At 62.5% G+C, this 18,118-nt stretch carries 19 protein-coding genes; 9 read left to right on the forward strand and 10 right to left on the reverse strand.

Annotated elements, in window-relative coordinates:
- Position 1 precedes the first annotated feature (1 nt).
- Positions 2–1,276: a glycosyltransferase family 4 protein gene (locus ACHMW7_RS22530; RefSeq protein WP_395447675.1), complete on the forward strand. Its 1,275-nt coding sequence runs from the start codon at positions 2–4 to the stop codon at positions 1,274–1,276.
- Here the strand turns inward: ACHMW7_RS22530 and ACHMW7_RS22535 are convergent, their stop codons facing one another.
- Positions 1,277–2,077 (reverse strand): alpha/beta fold hydrolase, encoded by an 801-nt coding sequence (locus tag ACHMW7_RS22535; RefSeq protein WP_395447676.1) that lies wholly within the window; start codon positions 2,075–2,077, stop codon positions 1,277–1,279. It lies immediately after the preceding gene.
- A gap of 191 nt (positions 2,078–2,268) precedes the next feature.
- Here ACHMW7_RS22535 and ACHMW7_RS22540 point away from each other — a divergent pair, with 191 nt between their 5' ends.
- Positions 2,269–2,850 carry a CGNR zinc finger domain-containing protein gene (locus tag ACHMW7_RS22540; RefSeq protein WP_395447677.1) on the forward strand — a complete coding sequence of 194 codons (582 nt, stop codon included), beginning with the start codon at positions 2,269–2,271 and terminating at the stop codon, positions 2,848–2,850.
- A gap of 15 nt (positions 2,851–2,865) precedes the next feature.
- On the opposite strand, the gene gcvA is transcribed toward ACHMW7_RS22540, so the two are convergent.
- The gene (gene gcvA, locus ACHMW7_RS22545; protein WP_395447678.1) at positions 2,866–3,747 is read right to left on the reverse strand and encodes a transcriptional regulator GcvA; all 882 of its coding nucleotides are present in this window, start codon (positions 3,745–3,747) and stop codon (positions 2,866–2,868) included.
- Between the two features lie 140 nt (positions 3,748–3,887).
- Here gcvA and ACHMW7_RS22550 point away from each other — a divergent pair, with 140 nt between their 5' ends.
- Positions 3,888–4,583, forward strand: a complete 696-nt coding sequence (locus ACHMW7_RS22550) for an FMN-dependent NADH-azoreductase (protein ID WP_395447679.1) — start codon at positions 3,888–3,890, stop codon at positions 4,581–4,583.
- Positions 4,584–4,643: 60 nt separating this feature from the next.
- Here the strand turns inward: ACHMW7_RS22550 and ACHMW7_RS22555 are convergent, their stop codons facing one another.
- Positions 4,644–5,237 carry a hypothetical protein gene (locus ACHMW7_RS22555; protein ID WP_395447680.1) on the reverse strand — a complete coding sequence of 198 codons (594 nt, stop codon included), beginning with the start codon at positions 5,235–5,237 and terminating at the stop codon, positions 4,644–4,646.
- Between the two features lie 127 nt (positions 5,238–5,364).
- Here ACHMW7_RS22555 and thrC point away from each other — a divergent pair, with 127 nt between their 5' ends.
- From thrC to ACHMW7_RS22575, 4 genes are read left to right on the forward strand one after another with little or no spacing between them, the layout of a single operon-like run.
- Positions 5,365–6,762: a threonine synthase gene (gene thrC / locus ACHMW7_RS22560; protein ID WP_395447681.1), complete on the forward strand. Its 1,398-nt coding sequence runs from the start codon at positions 5,365–5,367 to the stop codon at positions 6,760–6,762.
- A 12-nt stretch (positions 6,763–6,774) separates the two neighbouring features.
- Positions 6,775–8,067, forward strand: coding sequence for a M16 family metallopeptidase (locus ACHMW7_RS22565; RefSeq protein ID WP_395447682.1), 1,293 nt, complete (start codon positions 6,775–6,777; stop codon positions 8,065–8,067).
- Between the two features lie 15 nt (positions 8,068–8,082).
- Positions 8,083–8,679, forward strand: a complete 597-nt coding sequence (locus ACHMW7_RS22570) for a GNAT family N-acetyltransferase (protein WP_395447683.1) — start codon at positions 8,083–8,085, stop codon at positions 8,677–8,679.
- Positions 8,680–8,681: 2 nt separating this feature from the next.
- Positions 8,682–11,573 (forward strand): EAL domain-containing protein, encoded by a 2,892-nt coding sequence (locus ACHMW7_RS22575; RefSeq protein ID WP_214387505.1) that lies wholly within the window; start codon positions 8,682–8,684, stop codon positions 11,571–11,573.
- On the opposite strand, the gene ACHMW7_RS22580 is transcribed toward ACHMW7_RS22575, so the two are convergent.
- Entirely contained in the window at positions 11,564–12,172 is a 609-nt protein-coding gene (locus ACHMW7_RS22580; protein WP_395447684.1) for a YqgE/AlgH family protein, read from the reverse strand. The two genes, ACHMW7_RS22575 and ACHMW7_RS22580, sit on opposite strands and share 10 nt — an antisense overlap.
- A 148-nt stretch (positions 12,173–12,320) precedes the next feature.
- On the opposite strand from ACHMW7_RS22580, the gene ACHMW7_RS22585 reads away from it, so the two are divergent.
- The gene (locus ACHMW7_RS22585; RefSeq protein WP_395447685.1) at positions 12,321–13,127 is read left to right on the forward strand and encodes a protein-disulfide reductase DsbD domain-containing protein; all 807 of its coding nucleotides are present in this window, start codon (positions 12,321–12,323) and stop codon (positions 13,125–13,127) included.
- A gap of 116 nt (positions 13,128–13,243) precedes the next feature.
- Positions 13,244–13,729: a peroxiredoxin gene (locus tag ACHMW7_RS22590; protein ID WP_395447686.1), complete on the forward strand. Its 486-nt coding sequence runs from the start codon at positions 13,244–13,246 to the stop codon at positions 13,727–13,729.
- 95 nt (positions 13,730–13,824) lie between these two features.
- Here the strand turns inward: ACHMW7_RS22590 and rnhA are convergent, their stop codons facing one another.
- The 6 genes from rnhA to ACHMW7_RS22620 form a co-directional block, all read right to left on the reverse strand.
- Positions 13,825–14,283 (reverse strand): ribonuclease HI, encoded by a 459-nt coding sequence (gene rnhA, locus ACHMW7_RS22595; protein ID WP_395447687.1) that lies wholly within the window; start codon positions 14,281–14,283, stop codon positions 13,825–13,827.
- On the reverse strand, positions 14,280–15,242 hold the full coding sequence (locus tag ACHMW7_RS22600; RefSeq protein ID WP_395447688.1) for a homoserine kinase: 963 nt from the start codon (positions 15,240–15,242) through the stop codon (positions 14,280–14,282). The genes rnhA and ACHMW7_RS22600 overlap by 4 nt, the downstream gene beginning before the upstream one ends.
- Entirely contained in the window at positions 15,242–16,252 is a 1,011-nt protein-coding gene (gene ispH, locus ACHMW7_RS22605) for a 4-hydroxy-3-methylbut-2-enyl diphosphate reductase (protein WP_395447689.1), read from the reverse strand. Before ispH ends, ACHMW7_RS22600 begins: the two co-directional genes overlap by 1 nt.
- Positions 16,253–16,425: 173 nt before the next feature.
- Positions 16,426–17,181 (reverse strand): SURF1 family protein, encoded by a 756-nt coding sequence (locus ACHMW7_RS22610; protein ID WP_395447690.1) that lies wholly within the window; start codon positions 17,179–17,181, stop codon positions 16,426–16,428.
- Positions 17,178–17,564 (reverse strand): DUF983 domain-containing protein, encoded by a 387-nt coding sequence (locus tag ACHMW7_RS22615; RefSeq protein WP_395447691.1) that lies wholly within the window; start codon positions 17,562–17,564, stop codon positions 17,178–17,180. The genes ACHMW7_RS22610 and ACHMW7_RS22615 overlap by 4 nt, the downstream gene beginning before the upstream one ends.
- On the reverse strand, positions 17,561–18,052 hold the full coding sequence (locus ACHMW7_RS22620; RefSeq protein ID WP_395447692.1) for a murein L,D-transpeptidase family protein: 492 nt from the start codon (positions 18,050–18,052) through the stop codon (positions 17,561–17,563). Before ACHMW7_RS22620 ends, ACHMW7_RS22615 begins: the two co-directional genes overlap by 4 nt.
- Positions 18,053–18,118: the final 66 nt, after the last annotated feature.

Genomic DNA, 18,118 nt, shown 5'->3' on the forward strand with positions numbered 1-18,118 from the left:
TATGACCAAGCGGCTGTTGCTCATCAGCGAAAGCGTGGGCACGCCGACGCCGGCACGCGGCATTCTCAACTACAGTGCCGGGCTCCTTGCCTGCTGCAAGCGCCTTGGTGTCGAAACGACGCTGCTCGTCGAGACGCCCGAAGCCACGACGTCATCGCCTGAGCAGCTTGTTCGCTTCCTTGTCGAAGGCACTGTCGATGGCGCGATCCGCCATAAGCCGCATTGGAAGCATCTCTACGTCAAATACATCCAGTCGCTGCTGGAGCGCACGCGCCCTGCGGCGCTTGGCCAGTCGCCAGTGCGCAACGTCGTCACGTCAGGCATCACAGCCCCGCCACTTGCCGCGCCACACCTGGCCTGGATCGATGCCTTCATGCCCGTCGCACGCTTCTACAGCGACAGCACCTTGCGGGCATCCTACGGTTTGGCGCCCCCGATCGTCGACGCGCGAGGTTTCGATATTGTCGTGATGGACGCGTTTCACCACGCGCATCCAGTTACCGACCAAGGCGCCCGGGTCGCGCTCGTCATCCACGACCTCATTCCGCTCGACGAGCTCTCGGGGCGCTACAGACTAGCCTTCGACCAGAAGCTCAAAACCGCGCTTGAACAGGCAACCGAGTTGATCTTCGTGTCGGCCGCAACAGAAAATGAATTCGGCCAACGCTTCCCCAACCATGCCGCACGGCCCTCGTCAGTCTTTTCTCCGGTTATCCGGCCCGATTTGCTGGCGGCCTCAGCGGCCGCAAACCAGACGCCGAAAGCCGAACGACCAACAGTCGTCTCGATCCTTTCCGACGAGCCACGCAAGAACATCCCCCTTCTGCTCGAAGCCTTTGCCCGTGTGGGCGACAGGGCCGATCTGGTGATCATCGGCAACGTCGCGGCCAGCCGCTATCCAGACGCCCATTCGAATGTCCGCTTCGTTGGTCAGATCACGGAAACCGAGAAGACCGAGTTATTGCGTTCGGCCGTGGCCCTCGTTTTTCCAAGCCTGAGCGAAGGCTTCGGCATTCCCATCGTCGAAGGCGCATTGTTCGGCCTACCCGTGATCTGTTCAGACCTGCCGGTCTTCCACGAAATATCAGGCGGATTGGCCACCTTTTTCAACCCGAGCAGCGTCTCGGCGCTTGCCCAACTGCTGGACGAGGTCATCTCGAACCCCGATAGTTTCCAGTACAAAGCAAACGCCCTGCGCGAGCGCTGCCTGGCGACCTACGGAATCGACACGGCGACGGCGAGGCTGGCTCAACTTCTCGCGTCGGCACCGGCCTGACTAATTGTCCGCGCGCCAGATCCGATCGATGAAATCGGCGATCAGTGGCGCGATTTCGGGCAGGTTTTCCTCAAGCGCGAAGTGCCCGGTATCGAACAGGTGCAGTTCCGCGCTGGGCACATCGCGGAGATAGGCCTGGGCACCCGGTTCGGGGAAGAAGGGATCACCCCTGCCCCAGACAATCAGTGTCGAAGGCTGATGTTGCCGCAACCAGTCCTGCCATTCGTCGTAGCGCGCGACGTTGCTGTGATAGTCGAACGCCAGATCGACCTGCGGCTGCTTGCGGCCAGGCAGATCGAGGAAATGCTGATCGAGCGTCCAGCCATCCGGTGCCAGCAGTTCCGGGTTGTCGATACCGCTTTCATACTGGAAGCGCGTGCCCGAAAGGGTCAGCAGATCGTATATCGTCTGCTCGGCATTCGGCTGCTCACGCCTGAGCGCGATGAAGTCGCGCGCGCCGTCCGACAGCCCCTCCTGATAGGCATTGCCGTTCTGGACGATCAGCCCGGCGAACCATTCGGGATGCCGCGTAGCCAGGCGAAAGCCGACAGGCGCGCCGAAATCGAACAGATAAGCCACGAAGCGGTCCAGCCCCAACCCTTTGACAAACCCTTCCATCGTGTCGGCAAGCTGGTCGAAGGTGTAGGCAAAGGTCCCGCCCGCGCTTGCCGGCAACGGCACCTCGCTATGGCCAAACCCCGGGTAATCAGGCGCGATCACCCGGTAGCGGTTGCCAACGGCGTCGATCAGGCGACGAAACTGATGCGAAGCCGACGGGAAGCCGTGCAGCAACAGCAGCACAGGCGCGCCCTGGCCGGCCTCGGCCGGGATCGACTCGCGATAGAAGATGCGCACACCATCGACGTCGAGATAGCGATGGATCACGCGAGGGAATGCCTGGATTGTCATTTCACATGCCTTTGATGTATGTTTATGCATTAGCAACATCCGGCAAATTGACTAATGTGTCAATTGTATTTTTTGGAGTTAGCATGAATGCAGATATCACGCCGCTGACCGGCGAGCCGCTTGGGCTTGATCTGGTCAATACGCGCGCCCGCAGCGGAGCCGACAGCGTCGACCATCTGGCGACGCCGGCCGGCTTGCGGGCATGGATCGCGCTGGAGGCAGAACGGTTGCAGGATTTTGGCGGCGATGCGCTGGCAACGATCTCGCAGGCCGACCTTGCCCTGATCCAGGCGGTGCGCGAATGCGCCACCAGCGCCATCGACCACGTCCGGCAAGGCAGGACGCCACCCACCTCAACCCTGCGCGGGCTCAACCAGGCGCTGGAAGCAGCCCCGCTGCATCTTGAGCTTCAGTGGAACGGAACGTCGATGGCAGCGCTGCCACGGCGCACCGGTTCGGTCATCGCCGATCTCGCCGCCTGCCTGGCGGAAGCGGTGGCGAATGTGCTTACCGATCCCGCCGTCGCCAGCATCCGCAAATGCGAAGCCGAGGACTGCACCATGCTGTTTTTGCCAGCAAGCCCGCGCCGGCGCTGGTGCGCGGCAGCGCGTTGCGGCAATCGCGTTCGCGTCGCGCGCTATTACCAGCGCCACAAGGACAGCTGACCGTCATCGAGCCCGTCAACGCTCCTGGGACAGCGCATCGAGTAGCCATTCGCTCAGCATGCGAACCTCGGGCCGCGCTGTCTTGGGATGGACGAGATGAAAGTCGTAGCCGTCAATGACGTGCTCGAACGGCTGGACCAGAACCCCTGATGCCAGATCGTCGGCGACGAGCACGAGACTGAGCAGCGCAACGCCCTGGCCGGCAACGGCCGCCTGCACGGCATGCCCGTCATCGTTGAAGCTGATGCCGGCATCAGTGTCGATGCCCTGCATGCCGACCGCGTCGAACCACCGGCGCCAGGTCGGCGTGTCGGCGTTCGGATGCCGCCATCTGGAATGAAGCAGCGTGACATGCCGCAAATCTTCCTGCGTCTTCAAACCGAGGCGCGCGCTGCACACCGGCGCGAAACGGTTGGCCATCAGCCATGTCGAATTGAGATCCGGATAAGGTCCACGCCCATAACGCACGGCTGCATCGGCGATGCCGGTGCCGAAGTCGACAGGATCATCCGAGGCATGCAGGCTAAGATCGACATGCGGATACCGCGCGCGAAACGATGCCACACGCGGTACCAGCCAGCGCGCAGTGAATGAGGTCGTCGCAGAAAGCGTGACCACGCTGCGGCGCTTTTCCGAAATGCGGTTGAGCGCTTCGGCAAACGCATCAAAGCCGTCGCGCAACACCGGATAGAGTTCACGCCCTTCGCGTGTCAGTACCACCTGCCTGGTGCGGCGATCGAACAACCTCAGCGCAAGCGTTTCCTCCAGCAGCCGGATCTGGTGGCTGATAGCCGTCGGCGTGACGCCCAGTTCCTCGGCCGCGTGCTTGAAGCTCGCATGACGGGCGGCGGCTTCAAACGCGCGCAGCGTCGCGAGCGGCGGTAATTGGCGACGCATGAACTGACCTCATCCATTGCATGACGAATTCGATTTCGCCGTCCAGCCTATCACCCATTACTTTCATGTGGAACGCAATCGATACCTCAAAGGATCGCGCGCATTCGCATGAATTCACCTACCTTATGGGATAATTTGAAATGACCAACATCCTGCATATCGATGCAAGCGCCCGCCCGCATTCTTCAGCTGAAAATCCGTTCGGATCGCACAGCCGCCGCCTGAGCGAACGCTTTGCACTGAGATGGCGCGAGGCGCATGGCGGAGACGCCAGCATCGTCTACCGCGACGTTGGTCAGCAGCCACCACGGCCGGTGACCGGCAACTGGATCCACGCCGCTTTCACCAAGCCGGAACAGCGACTGCCCTGGATGACCGAAACGCTCGGCGAAAGCGACGTGCTGGTCGATGAGTTGCTGGCAGCCGACATCATCGTTGCCGGCGTGCCGATGTACAATTTCGCGGCCCCTGCGCAGTTCAAGGCCTGGATCGACAACATCGTGCGGGTCGGACGCACCTTCGGTTTCGACAGGTCGCGCGCTGGTGATCCCTACTGGCCGCTGCTGGCCAATGCCGGCAAGACGCTGGTCATCCTGTCGTCGCGCGGCGACCATGGCTATGGCAAGGGCGGCAGGATCGAGGCGCTGAACCACGTCGAAGCAAGCGTTGCGACGGCCTTCAACTATATCGGCATAACCGACATCAGGTCGGTGGCGGTCGAGTTCGATGAGTTTGCCGACGCCCGGCTGCGGGCGTCGATCGAAAAGGCCGAAGCCGAAGTCGACATGCTGGTCGAAGCACTGGTCAGGGAGCGCCAGGGGCGAAACGCCGCCTGACGCGGCGCCGGCCTAGAGCATCCTGAAGCCCGATTCCGATTCAATCGGGATGAACAGGCGCTAGTTCTTCGCGGGCTTCTTGGCCGGACCTTCGTCGTAGCCGACATAGATCACGATGTCGCGCGCGGTCGGGTTGGGAATCGTGATGTTCGGGACGGTGAACACCCACTGCGTCGCCGTCGCCGGATCGGTTACCTGCACGGCGTTCTTGTGCAGTTCGGAGTAAAGTACCTCTTCACCGCGGGTCACCGCAACGCGGATCGGCATGGTGATCGCGCCAGCACCGCCGGCAGGACCGACCACCACCTTGCCGGCAACGCCGACCTTGATGGTCATGGTGCCGTCGGCGCGCGTGCAGCTGCGGGTGACATCGGTGATCGCCGACTGATGCACAAGCTTGGCCGGATCATCCTGGCCGCCCTTGGCGTAGCTGTTGAAGAATGCCGTGCCGTCGCGCAGCGTGACATTCGGGCAATAGGCGAGCAGTTCGCTGGCCAGGATCTTGCCTTCGTCGGCAGCAACCTGCTTGGGATCCTTCGGAGTAGGACTTAAAAAGCTGCCGCTGCCGCCTGATTGGCAGCCTGTGACGGCGAGCATAAAGCCGGCGGTCGCCAAAGCCGTCAGAAAACGGCCGTCGATCAAACGAAACACCATGAACTGCACTTCCCTCTCGCAAAGCAGTCGTTCTATATCAACCGCGCGGCAAAAATGCGACTGACGGAGCGCAGTTTTCCCGTCCTGCCGACAGGCAGCAGGTCGCATCGCCTTGGATTGGACAGATATGCACTATGTCAGCACCCGTGGGGAAGCGCCCACGCTCGGATTTTCTGATGCTGTACTTGCCGGCCTTGCCCGCGACGGCGGCCTCTACCTTCCGGCGGAGTGGCCGACTTTCAGCGCCGCTGAAATCCGCGCCATGCGCGGCCTCAGCTATCCCGATCTCGCAATCAAACTCCTGACCCCGTTCCTCGGTGACGAAATCAAACCCGACGTCTTCAAGGCCCTGGTGCGCGAGGCCTATGGCACCTTCCGCCATGAAGCGGTGTGCCCGCTGGTCCAGACCGGCGCCAACAGCTTCGTGCTTGAGCTGTTCCATGGTCCTACCCTCGCCTTCAAGGACGTCGCCATGCAGTTGCTGGCGCGACTGATGGATCACGTACTTGCCGAACGCGGCCAGCACGCGACAATCGTCGGCGCCACCTCGGGCGACACCGGCGGCGCTGCGATCGAGGCTTTTGCCGGGCGCGAACGCACCGACATCTTCATCCTGTTCCCGCATGGCCGCGTCTCGCCGGTGCAGCAGCGCCAGATGACAACGTCCTCGGCAGCCAACGTGCATGCGCTGTCGATCGAAGGCAACTTCGACGACTGCCAGGGCCTGGTGAAGGACATGTTCAACGATCACGGCTTCCGCGACCGCGTCCAGCTGTCTGGCGTGAACTCGATCAACTGGGCCCGCATCATGGCCCAGATCGTCTATTACTTCTCTTCTGCGATCTCGCTCGGCGCGCCTGACCGGTCTGTGTCATTCACCGTGCCGACCGGCAATTTTGGCGACATCTTCGCCGGTTATGCCGCCAAGAAAATGGGCCTGCCGATCGACCAGCTGGTCATCGCCACCAACGACAATGACATTCTGGCGCGTACGCTCAAGAGCGGCGAGTACCGCCAGACCGGCGTTGTGGCGACTACTTCGCCGTCGATGGATATCCAGGTGTCGTCCAACTTCGAGCGCCTGCTGTTCGAAGCATCCGACCGCGATCCCGCAGTGGTGCGCCGCTACATGGCCAGCCTCAAACAGTCGGGCGCCTTCACCATCGAAGCGCAGGCGCTGGCCAGCATCCGCGGCGAATTCGGCGCCGGCCGCGCCGATATGGACGAAACCGCGGCGACCATCCGCGCAACGCTTGAAAAGAGCGCCTACCTGCTCGACCCACACACCGCAACCGCCGTCCATGTTGCTTCAGGCCTGCCCAAAAGCGATGTGCCGATGGTGGTGCTGGCCACCGCTCATCCGGCAAAGTTCCCGGCTGCGGTGAATGCAGCCTGCGGCATCGAGCCCGCTTTGCCAAAATGGTTGTCCGGGCTGATGGAACGTAAGGAAAAGTTCACGGTACTTCCATCAGAGATAAAAATGGTGGAAGATTACATTAGCCGCCGCACACGAGCGGCGGGTTAGGGAGTACGCTTAATGGGTGTTGAGGTAAGCCGTCTGTCGAACGGCCTGACAGTGGCCACTGAAACACTTCCAAGCGTAGAGACTGTAGCTCTCGGGACATGGGTCAAGTCAGGCGCGCGCAACGAGCGCGATGACGAGCACGGCATGGCTCATCTGCTTGAGCACATGGCGTTCAAGGGCACCAAGAACCGGACTGCCTTCCAGATCGCATCGCAAATCGAAAATGTCGGCGGCGAAATCAACGCCGCCACATCGGTCGAGACGACGTCCTTTTATGCCCGCGTACTGGCCGACGATGTTCCGCTGGCGGTCGACATCCTTTCGGACATCCTCCAGGATTCCGAGTTCGATCCGAACGAGCTCGAGCGCGAACAGCATGTCATCCTGCAGGAAATCGGCGCTGCTCACGACACGCCCGACGACATCGTGTTCGACCGCTTCACCGAAACCGCCTTCCGCCACCAGACCATCGGCCGCTCGATTCTCGGCACGCCCGAGACGGTGCAGTCGTTCACCTCGGCACAGCTGCACGATTTCATGACCCGCCAGTATGGCGCCGAACGCATGGTCGTGGTCGCTGCCGGCGACGTCAAACATGACGAATTCGTCCGCCACGTTGAAAAGCGGCTCGGCAATTTCCGCCCCAAGGCCGAAAGCGCAATCCCGCAATACGCGCAATATGTCGGCGGTGACTTCCGCGAGGACCGCGACCTGATGGACGCGCAGATCGTGCTCGGCTTCGAAGGCCGCGCCTATCATGTGCGTGACTTCTACGCCTCGCAGGTGCTGTCGATGATTCTCGGCGGCGGAATGTCGTCGCGCCTGTTCCAGGAAGTGCGCGAAAAGCGCGGCCTGTGCTACTCGGTCTATGCCTTCCATTGGGGCTTCTCCGACACTGGCATTTTCGGCATCCACGCCGCCACCGGTCAGAGCGACATCGCCGAGCTGATCCCGGTGATCATCAACGAATTGCAGCGAACCGGCGAAAACATCCTGCTCGAAGAGCTCGACCGTGCCCGCGCGCAATATCGCGCCGGCCTCATCATGTCGGCCGAAAGCTGCTCCAGCCGCGCCTCGCAGATCGCCCGCCAGCTTCTGCTGTTCGGCCGCCCGATCGCCAAGGAAGAGCTGATGGAGCGCCTGTCCGCGCTCACCGTCGAGCGCCTGACCGACCTGTCATCGCGGCTGTTTTCAACCCGCCCGACGATCACCGCCGTCGGTCCCGTCGGTACGCTTGCGCCTTACGAATCGATCCTGGACTCGCTGCCGGGCGCACAGGCGACCGCCCGCAAGCTCGCCGTCTGAGCAGCTTTTGCACGCATGTTTTCGCTCTCGCTTTTTCGCCGCGACACCCCGGCACTGAAAGGCGAACGCGTCAACCTGCGCATGCCAAACTGGCGCGACTATCACGAATGGGTCGCGTTGCGTGCTGAGAGCCGCTCGTTCCTCGAACCGTGGGAACCGCGCTGGGCGGCCGACGAGTTGGATCGCTCGGCTTGGCGCATTCGCCTCGCCCGCTACCAGGACGAATTTATCCAGGGCACGGCGGCCGCCTTCTTCATCTATGACAACGCAAGCGGCAAGCTCGTCGGCGGCATCACGCTCGGCAACATACGCTACGGCGTCGCCCAGACCGGGCACATCGGCTACTGGATCGGCGAACGTTATGCCGGCCGAGGGTTGATGGTCGACGCTCTCAGGCTGGTGGTGCGGCATGCCTTCGATACGCTTCGGTTGCACCGGATCGAGGCTGCCTGTATCCCCGACAATACGCGCTCGGTGCGCGTGCTTGAAAAAGCCGGATTCCGGCGCGAAGGACTTTTGCGATCCTACCTCAGGATCAACGGCGAATGGCATGACCACTACCTCTACGCACTGATCGCGGACGACCCGCAAGCTGTCACCATGAAGGCCTGAACTTGTCGAAGCATTTCCTGCTGGCGCCGTTGTTTGCGCTCATCGTTTCCATTGTCGCGAGCGTCTGCGCCGTGTCGCAGGCGCTGGCCGTGGAGCCGATCAAGATCTCACGTGACGACGTCGCGCTCAATCTCACCGGCGCCGTCGAGATCTACCGGAATCAGGGCGAGAACTTCCAGGTTTCGACGGCACCGGGTCTCGATGGCATCGTTCGCCGCATCGAGGTCGAGGCTAACGACAAGCGCCGGTCGACCGGTGACTGGGCCGTGTTCGCGCTTGCCAACACCACCGACCAGGTCATCGACCGCCTGATCGTCGCCCCGCACTTCCGCCTCGTCGGTTCCGGCCTGTTCTGGCCCGACCTCGGTTCAAGCCGCATCGCCGCCATCACGCCGAGCGAAGGCTTCGCGCTCGACCGCCAGGCTAGCCCCGATGCCGACGTGTTCCTGATCACGCTCAACCCGAACTCGGTGGTGACCTTCATCGCCGAGCTGGCCTCGCCCAAGCTGCCGCAGGTCTATCTGTGGGAACCCGAAGCCTACAAGGACACGGTCAATTCCTACACGCTGTTCCGCGGCATCGTCATCGGCATTGCCGGCCTGCTGGCACTGTTTTTGACCATCCTGTTCGTGGTCAAGGGAACGTCGATGTTCCCCGCCACAGCAGCACTTGCCTGGGCGGTGCTTGCCTATATCTGCGTCGACTTCGGTTTCCTCAACAAGGTCATCGAGGTCTCGCCCGGCAATGAGCAGATATGGCGAGCGGGCACGGAGGTGGCGCTCGCCGGCACCTTCGTGGTATTCCTATTTGCCTATCTCAATCTCAACCGCTGGCACGGCCATTTCAGCTACGGCGCCTTCGTCTGGGTCATCGGCCTACTGCTCATCGCCGGCGTCGCCATCATCGACCCGGCCGTTGCCGCCGGCATTGCGCGCATTTCATTTGCCGCGACCGCGCTCACCGGCCTTGGCCTGATCGTTTATCTCAGCATTCGCGGCTACGACCGCGCCATCATGCTGGTACCCAGTTGGGCGATGGTGCTGATCTGGCTCAGTGGCTCGTGGATGGCGATCACCGGCATCCTCGACAATGACATTGTCCAACCGGCACTCGGCGGCGGCCTGATCCTGATCATCCTTTTGATCGGCTTCACCGTCATGCAGCATGCATTTGCCGGCGGCGGCGCGCATCAGGGCCTGTTCAGCGACATGGAACGTCAGGCGCTGGCGATCTCCGGTTCGGGTGACATCGTCTGGGACTGGGACGTGCTGCGCGACCGCGTGGTCACCCGTCCAGACGTCTCGATCCAGCTCGGTCTCGCGCCCAACAGCCTGGGTGGTGCGGCGCGCAACTGGCTGCCGGTGCTGCACTCCGACGACCGCGACACCTTCCGCACGACGCTCGACGTGGTGTTGGAACACCGCCGCGGCCGTGTCTCGCAGAGCTTCCGCCTGCGCGGCGCCGATGGCCACTACCACTGGTTTTCGCTCAAGGCGCGGCCGGTGATCGGCTCGGACGGCGAAGTGATCCGCTGCGTCGGCACCATGGTCGACGTCACCGAACAGAAGAAATCCGAGGAGCGCCTGCTGCACGACGCCGTGCATGACAATCTGACCGGCCTGCCCAACCGCGAGCTGTTCATGAACCGGCTGGAGGCGATCATTTCCATCGCCCGCACCGAAGAGAAGGTGCGCCCGTCGGTATTCGTCATCGACATCGACCGCTTCAAGCTGGTCAATGACGGCCTCGGCATTTCAGCCGGCGACACGATCCTCCTGACCATCGCACGTCGACTGCACCGCCTGCTCAAGCCAAAGGATTCGCTGTCGCGCTTCGCCGGCGACCAGTTCGCGCTGATGCTGCTGTCGGAACAGGACCCCTCGCGCATCGCAGCGGTGGCCGATGCCATCAAGCAGGCGATCAAGGCGCCGATCACCTTTGCCAAGCGCGAGATCGTGCTCACCGCCTCCGTCGGCCTGATCACCTGGACCACGGCCCAGGCAACAGCCGAAGACATGGTCAAGGACGCCGAACTTGCCATGCACCAGGCCAAGCGTTTCGGCGGCGACCGCATCGAACCGTTCCGCCCCGCCTTCCGCACTGTCGGCACCGATCGCCTGCAGCTTGAATCAGACCTGCGCCGTGCCATCGAGCGCAAGGAATTCACCCTGGCCTACCAGCCGATCGTGCGGCTGGAAGACGGCAGCGTCGCCGGCTTCGAAGCGCTGCTGCGATGGGATCACCCACGCCGCGGCATGATCCCGCCTGGTGATTTCATCCCGGTTGCTGAAGGTTGCGGCCTGATCGTCCAGCTCGGCCTGTTTGCCATGCAACGTGCCGCCGAAGACCTGGCCGAATGGCAAAAGCAGATCAGCGATGCGCCGCTGTCGGTGTCGGTCAATCTGTCGAGCCGTCAGCTCATTCGCCGCGACCTCGTCAGCGACGTCCGCTCGGTCATCGCCCGGGCCAATCTCAAGCCGCGCTGTTTCCGCCTGGAGCTCACCGAGTCCCTGGTCATGGACAATCCCGAGCAGACCAACCACGTGCTGACCAAGCTCAAGCAGCTCGGCATCGGCCTGTCACTCGACGATTTCGGCACCGGCTATTCGTCGCTCGCCTATCTCACCCGCTTCCCGTTCGACACCATCAAGATCGACAAGAGCTTTGTCGACGACACCTCACCCAAGCGCGCGGTGCTGCTCAAGTCGATGGTCAACATGGCGCACGAACTCGGCCTATCGGTGGTCGCCGAGGGCATCTCCGATGAGAGCGATGCGCTCGAGTTGCGCCAGATGGGTTGCGAGTATGTGCAGAGCTTCATGTTTGGCGCACCGGTTCCCGGCGACCAGGCCCTGAAGATGCTGAAGGAGCAGTATCCGCTTGCTCAGGCGTGACCGGCAGCACTGCTGAGCCGCGCAAGGTCGATGCCGAGCGTGGCGAGGATGCGGTCGTATTTGCGGTCGATGTCGGTGTCGAACAGCAGCTCCGACGTCGCCGGGCAGGTCAGCCAGCCATTCTCGGCGATCTCGCTTTCAAGCTGCCCCGCGCCCCAGCCTGAATAGCCCAGCGCCATCAGCGCGTGGCGCGGCCCACGTCCGGCGGAAATCGCCCGCAGGATGTCGACTGTTGCGGTCAGGCAGATCTCTTCCGATACCGGCAGCGAGGATTCGACCTTGTAGTCGTCGCTGTGCAGCACGAAACCGCGGCTGCGGTCGACTGGCCCGCCATTGCGGACGATGAAGTCCTTGGCCTTCATCGGCAGCCGGATCGCCTCCTGCTCGTCAAGGATGCCGAGTTGCACAAGGAGGTCGGGAAAAAGCAGTGGCTGGACCTGGTTGATGATCAGCCCCATGGCACCTTCGTCGCTATGGGCGCAGATGTAGATGACGGCGCGCGAGAACCTGTCGTCCTTCATCCCCGGCATGGCGATGAGGAACTGATCGTCGAGAAAACCGCGCTGCGAGGCGCCCTTTTTCTGGCGTATGAGGTCCATGGCAAGAAGGTAACGCGTTTCAGGCTGTCTTGAAAGATGGCTCTCGAGACCATGCGTTCATCTTTTGACAGGCAACGTCACGCAAAAATGATGCGATGTGTTGGCGCCCCCTGTTGCGGACGCTGCGGGAGGCTATCAAATCACCGCCATGAAAATTGCGTTCAGTTCCGCGATCTGCCTCGGCACCACGCTGTTGGCCATCGCCCCGGCCCATGCGTCCTCGTCAGCCTGGTTCGAGGCCGAAGGCGGCCGTTTCCGCCTCGTCACATCAGGAGCGCCGGATGCCTCAGGCAAGCTGCAGGGCGTGCTCGACATCGAGCTCAAGCGCGGCTGGAAGACCTATTGGCGCGATCCCGGCAATTCCGGCGTGCCGCCGCAGATCGATGTTTCGGCAAGCCGCAACGTTTCTGGCGCCGAGTTCTCCTACCCTGCCCCGCAGCGGCATGATGACGGTTATTCCAAATGGGCTGGCTACGACCATCCCGTGCGCCTGCCGGTCAGCTTCACCATCCCCGCCCCCGGCGAGCCGGCGACAATCGCCGCCAACGTCTTCCTCGGCGTCTGCGAAACGATCTGCGTGCCAGTTCAGGCGCGGCTCCAGGTCGACCCAGGCGCCGATCCCGACAATCCCGGCGATGCCATCGTGGTCAAGGCTGCCACTGCCGCCCTTCCCGCCTCGGCACAGCCTGATTTCGGGGCGACGCTGGAAGCAGGTGAAGGCGAGCATGTCTTGATCGTGGCAACGGCGCCGGGCGCCCCGGAGGCCATCGACGTCTTCGTAGCCGGCATCGACGGCTACGTCTTCGGCACCCCTGAGCGCCACGTGGAAGCCGGAAAAGCGGTATTTACGGTCAAGGTGCTCGAACGTCCTGATACAAAGCCCTCAGGCCAGGGCCTGCCCTACACGCTGACGAGCGCAGCAGGCGCGGTGGAAGGTTTTTTGCCTTATCCTTGAACAAGGTGCAGTCAACTCCCTACATCCGTCCTGCCATTGGATAAAACCCTGATCTGAGATAGTTGGGGTGCGCGTTCATCTTGGATCATTCAACCACACCGCTTACGAGGAAATTCATGACCATTTCGATCGGCGAAAAGCTGCCCGCGGCAACCTTCAAGACGATGACCGCCGACGGCGCCAAGAGCGTCAGCACCGAGGAGATCTTCGCTGGCAAGAAGGTCGTTTTGTTTGCGGTCCCAGGCGCCTTCACACCGACCTGCAGCAACAACCACCTGCCCGGCTATGTCGAAAACCATGACGCAATCATCGCGCGCGGCGTCGACACCATTGCGGTGGTCTCGGTCAACGACGTCCATGTCATGGGTGCGTGGGCGCGTTTCAGCGGAGGCGAAGGCAAGGTGCAGTTCCTCGCCGACGGCAGCGGCGATTTTGCCCGCGCCATCGGCCTCGATACCGACCTCTCGGCTGCCGGCATGGGCCTGCGTTCGAAGCGCTACTCGATGATCGTCGAAGACGGCAAGGTTGCCCAGCTCAACCTCGAGGGCGCGCCCGGCCAGGCCGTCGATTCGGGTGCGGCCCGCATTCTCGAACAGCTCTGACGACTGCTCTTCGGCGGGGGCTGCTCGGCCCCTGCCTGCGGTGCGCCAGCAGGGTCAGAGAGGGGCAATCGGCAGGAACCGACAGCCGTTCGACTTCAGCCCTTGCCGCGACCGCCCTTGAAGGGCGCCATGCCCTCACGCGCCAACTCGTCGGCCCGTTCGTTTTCGACGTGGCCGGCATGGCCCTTGACCCAGTGCCACGTCACCTTGTGACGTTTGTTGGCCTCGTCAAGCGCCTGCCATAGCTCGCCGTTCTTCACCGGCTTCTTGTCGGCGGTCTTCCAGCCATTCTTCTTCCAGCCGTGGATCCACTTGGAGATCCCGTCCATGACGTATTTGCTGTCAGTGTTCAGGTCGACCGTGCATGGCTCTTTCAGCGCGTTCAGCGCCGAGATTGCCGCGAGCAGTTCCATGCGGTTGTTGGTCGTCTCGGCCTCGCCGCCGCAGAGTTCCTTGGTCTTGCCGTTGTAGCGCAGGATCGCGCCCCAGCCGCCAGGGCCCGGATTGCCCGAACAGGCTCCGTCGGTGAAGATCTCGATATGCTTGGTGGTCATTTCAGTCCGTATTCCTGGACGGATTTGATCGTCCGGTGGAACCGCATGCGGCGGATGTACTCCGACGGGTCACGCTTCATCACCAGCCCGCCGTCCGGAACGGTCAGCCAGTCGTAGAGCCGCGTCAGCATGAAGCGCAGTGCCGAGCCCCGCGCCAGGATCGGCAGCGCCGCCTTCTCGTCCTCGCGCAGCGGCCGCACGCTCTGATAACCGTCGAGCAGCGCCGTGCCCTTGGTCAGGTTGAAGGAAAAATCCTTCTCGAAGCACCAGGCGTTGAGGCAGGTGGCAAGGTCGTAGGCATAGGCGTCGTTGCAGGCGAAATAGAAATCGATCAGACCCGACAGCTTGTCGCCGAGGAAGAAGACATTGTCGGGAAACAGGTCGGCGTGGATCACCCCTGACGGCAGGTCCTTCGGCCAGTTCTTCTCGAACTCGGCAAAGTCGGCGTCGACTTCGCTGGCGAGCCCCGGCTCGACCTCGTCGGCGCGCGGGTGCGCGGCATCCCACAGCTTGCGCCAGCCGTCGATGGCGAGCGAATTCGGCCGCGTCATTGCGAAATCCTGGCCGGCAACATGCAGTTCCGCCAGCGCCCCGCCCACCTCGCGGCAATGCACCACCTGGGGCCGGCGCAGCCACATGCCTTCAAGGAAAGTAATGATCACGGCCGGACGGCCGGCCAGCGTGCCAATGACGTTGCCGTCCTTGCCGTCGACCGGCAGCGGACAGGACAGACCCTTGTGGGCGAGATGCTGCATCAGGCCGAGGAAGAACGGCAGGTCGGACTTTTCGACCCGTTTCTCATACAGCGTCAGGATGTACGACCCAGTCGTCGTGTGCAGCAGGAAGTTGGTATTTTCGGTGCCCTCGGCAATGCCCTTGTAGGACAGAAGCTCGCCCACCGGATAGTTGCTCAGGAACGCTTCGAGCTCGCCCTCGCCGACGTCGGTATAGACAGCCATCAGCCGTTACCGTTGACGAAGGCCATGTCGGCTGGCGTCAGCTCGACGTCGCGCAATACCCGCATCACCGGAAAGTCCTCCGTCTCGGTCGCCGTGATGGCGAGTTCCACGTTCACCTCGAAGCGCTCGCGGAAGGCGTTGATGATCTCGTCGACGATGATCTCTGGCGCCGAAGCGCCTGCCGACAGTCCCAGCGTAGCGATGCCGCCGATATCGTTCCATGGGATCTCCGACGCGCGCTGAACCAGCAGCGACATCTTGGCTCCTGCCCGCTCGGCGACTTCGACCAGGCGGCGCGAATTGGACGAGTTGGGCGCACCGACGACAAGATAGAGGTCGGCACCCGGGGCCGTCTCCTTCACCGCGTCCTGGCGATTGGTCGTGGCGTAGCAGATCGATTCGGCGGCTGGCGCCTGCAATGCCGGGAACTTCTCCTGCAGAGCCCTGAGGATACCTGCGGTATCCTCCACCGAAAGCGTCGTCTGGGTGACGAAGCCGAGCGCCTCGGGATCGGCCGGCGTGAAATTCTTCACGTCGGTCTCGGTCTCGATCAGCGTGACCGCGCCATCGTCCAATTGCCCCATCGTCCCGATCACTTCCGGATGGCCGGCGTGACCGATCAGCAGCACATGACGTCCTTTGCGCTGGTGGCGCATCGCCTGCTTGTGCACCTTGGAGACCAGCGGGCAGGTCGCGTCGAGATAGAACAGATTGCGCGCCACAGCATCCGCCGGCACCGACTTCGGCACGCCATGGGCTGAAAACACCACCGGCGCATCGTGGTGCTCGGTCGGGATTTCGCTCAGCTCTTCGATGAACACCGCGCCAAGATTCTGCAGGCCCTCAACGACGTAGCGGTTGTGCACGATCTCATGACGAACATAGACCGGCGCGCCATATTTCTTGAGCGCCAGTACGACGATCTGGATCGCACGGTCGACACCTGCGCAAAAGCCGCGCGGCTGGCAGAGCCTGATCGTCAGGGGCGGTTTGGTCAGCGTCTGGAGCATTTAATCCGGTTCTTCGTTCAGTGCCGAAATGATGTCTGTGCCCCCTTGCTGTCAAGGGAGGCTACAGCGCAGCGCGTCCTTTTGGGCGCGCAAAGGACGCAGTAGCATTTTGATCCTGGTGCATGATCCCGTGGCGAAAATCGCTGCCGATTTTCCGGGTCATGCACCGGCTCTCATTTGCCTTCGGGCCGGCGCAGCAGCCAGAAGCCCATGACACCCAGCAGCGCCGCCGCGAGCCCATACCATGTCACCGCGTATTGCAGGTGGTTGTTGGGCATGTCGACCATGGTCACGCCGCCTACCGGCAGGCCGCCAGGGTTCGGCGTCTTGTCGGCATCGATGAAGAACGGCACAACGAGCGCGCCTGCCGGCAGACCGGCGGTCGCCGCCATCACATCGCGGTCCTTCCAGTAGAAGACGTTCTTGACCGGATCGTTGTCAGGCACCAGTGAGCCCGGCTTGCCGTCGAGCGGATTGCGCGCCAGCCCAACGATGCTGACTGGCCCCGACACCTGGCCCACCGGCCGTTTGGCCGCATCCTTGAAATCGTAGGGAACAAAGCCGCGGTTCACGAGGGCAAAGCGGCCGTCGTCGAGCTTCAGCGGCGTGTAGACGTAAAAGCCCGACTGGCCTTCCCAGGTGGCGAAGAAGTGCCGCTCGCCTTCATGCATGAAGGTTCCGCTCAACCTCACAGGCCAATAGTCGACATCGCCGGTCGCGCGGTACTTCACTTCCATCTCGGACAAGGGCAGCGGCTGGGACTGGGTGCGCTCTGCGATCTGGGCGACCAGTTCCTCTTTCCAGTAGAGGCGCTGGACCTGCCAGCTACCAAGCGCGATCAAGAGTGCGAACGCGATCGTGCCGAGCACGAGCATCAACACAAGCCCCGAGCGGCGTGCCGGAGCCGGCATGGTTCCCTGTTCGCTCATTCGCCCTTGTCCAAACGCCCTTCGGCAGCCTTGTTGCGATATTGCAGCGTGATCAGCACGCCTTTGATGAGCCGAAGCGAGCCTAGGCTGAGAACCAAAGTCAGCGGTATCCATAAAAGCAGGTGCAGCCACAGCGGCGGCGCCAGGTTCACCTCCGTCCACAGCGCGAGACCGACCACGACGAAGCCGATGATCAGGATGACGAACACCGCCGGGCCGTCGCCGGCGTCGGCGAAGGAATAGTCGAGCCGGCAAACGCCGCATTGCTTGCCGACAGACAGGAAGCTGGAAAACAATTTGCCTTCGCCACAACGCGGGCAGAGCCCCTTGAGCCCGGCCGCAATCGGCTCGACCGGCGGCCAGATCGCCTGGTCTTCGCTCATGGATTTATCTCAATGGGAGTGCCGTCTTCGACCATCTGCCAGATCTCCGCCATGTCCTTGTCGGTAACGGCGATGCAGCCATTCGTCCAGTCGAACATCTGCAACAGCCACGACCACCATCCATACCCGTTAGGTTGACCGTGGATCATAATCATTCCGCCTGGATCGACACCTGCCCTCTTTGCCGCAGCGACATCGTGGGCATTGGGATAAGAGATGTGGATTGACCGATAATAGCCGCTGCCTGGATTGCGCCAATCGAGCACGTAGCGGCCTTCGGGTGTGCGCTCGTCGCCTTCCTCGCGCTTGTGGCCAACAGGGCTGGCACCAAGAGCCATGGCGTAGCTGCGCACCACCTTGTCAGCGGACAACAACTCCAGCCGGCGCTCCGACTTGTCGACCCGCACCAGGTCGACGGTGGCGGCGACAGCAGGCATCGTTGTGGCAGACAGGGCGATCATGAAACAGGCAAAGCGGCTGGTCGGCATGGCGGATGATTGCCGCACGAAAGCGCCCAAAAAGAGAAGGCGGTCGCGTTGCCGCGACCGCCTTGC

Source organism: Aminobacter sp. UC22_36 (genome assembly GCF_044056035.1).
Classification (GTDB): domain Bacteria; phylum Pseudomonadota; class Alphaproteobacteria; order Rhizobiales; family Rhizobiaceae; genus Aminobacter.

Bases quoted from the DNA above. Each gene is read 5' to 3' on its own strand.
- ACHMW7_RS22530 (WP_395447675.1), top strand. From the start codon at position 2: ATGACCAAGCGGCTGTTGCTCATCAGCGAAAGCGTGGGCACGCCGACG.
- ACHMW7_RS22540 (WP_395447677.1), top strand. From the start codon at position 2,269: ATGAATGCAGATATCACGCCGCTGACCGGCGAGCCGCTTGGGCTTGAT.
- gcvA (WP_395447678.1), bottom strand. From the start codon at position 3,747: ATGCGTCGCCAATTACCGCCGCTCGCGACGCTGCGCGCGTTTGAAGCC.
- ACHMW7_RS22550 (WP_395447679.1), top strand. From the start codon at position 3,888: ATGACCAACATCCTGCATATCGATGCAAGCGCCCGCCCGCATTCTTCA.
- ACHMW7_RS22555 (WP_395447680.1), bottom strand. From the start codon at position 5,237: ATGGTGTTTCGTTTGATCGACGGCCGTTTTCTGACGGCTTTGGCGACC.
- thrC (WP_395447681.1), top strand. From the start codon at position 5,365: ATGCACTATGTCAGCACCCGTGGGGAAGCGCCCACGCTCGGATTTTCT.
- ACHMW7_RS22565 (WP_395447682.1), top strand. From the start codon at position 6,775: ATGGGTGTTGAGGTAAGCCGTCTGTCGAACGGCCTGACAGTGGCCACT.
- ACHMW7_RS22570 (WP_395447683.1), top strand. From the start codon at position 8,083: ATGTTTTCGCTCTCGCTTTTTCGCCGCGACACCCCGGCACTGAAAGGC.
- ACHMW7_RS22580 (WP_395447684.1), bottom strand. From the start codon at position 12,172: ATGGACCTCATACGCCAGAAAAAGGGCGCCTCGCAGCGCGGTTTTCTC.
- ACHMW7_RS22585 (WP_395447685.1), top strand. From the start codon at position 12,321: ATGAAAATTGCGTTCAGTTCCGCGATCTGCCTCGGCACCACGCTGTTG.
- ACHMW7_RS22590 (WP_395447686.1), top strand. From the start codon at position 13,244: ATGACCATTTCGATCGGCGAAAAGCTGCCCGCGGCAACCTTCAAGACG.
- rnhA (WP_395447687.1), bottom strand. From the start codon at position 14,283: ATGACCACCAAGCATATCGAGATCTTCACCGACGGAGCCTGTTCGGGC.
- ACHMW7_RS22600 (WP_395447688.1), bottom strand. From the start codon at position 15,242: ATGGCTGTCTATACCGACGTCGGCGAGGGCGAGCTCGAAGCGTTCCTG.
- ispH (WP_395447689.1), bottom strand. From the start codon at position 16,252: ATGCTCCAGACGCTGACCAAACCGCCCCTGACGATCAGGCTCTGCCAG.
- ACHMW7_RS22610 (WP_395447690.1), bottom strand. From the start codon at position 17,181: ATGAGCGAACAGGGAACCATGCCGGCTCCGGCACGCCGCTCGGGGCTT.
- ACHMW7_RS22615 (WP_395447691.1), bottom strand. From the start codon at position 17,564: ATGAGCGAAGACCAGGCGATCTGGCCGCCGGTCGAGCCGATTGCGGCC.
- ACHMW7_RS22620 (WP_395447692.1), bottom strand. From the start codon at position 18,052: ATGCCGACCAGCCGCTTTGCCTGTTTCATGATCGCCCTGTCTGCCACA.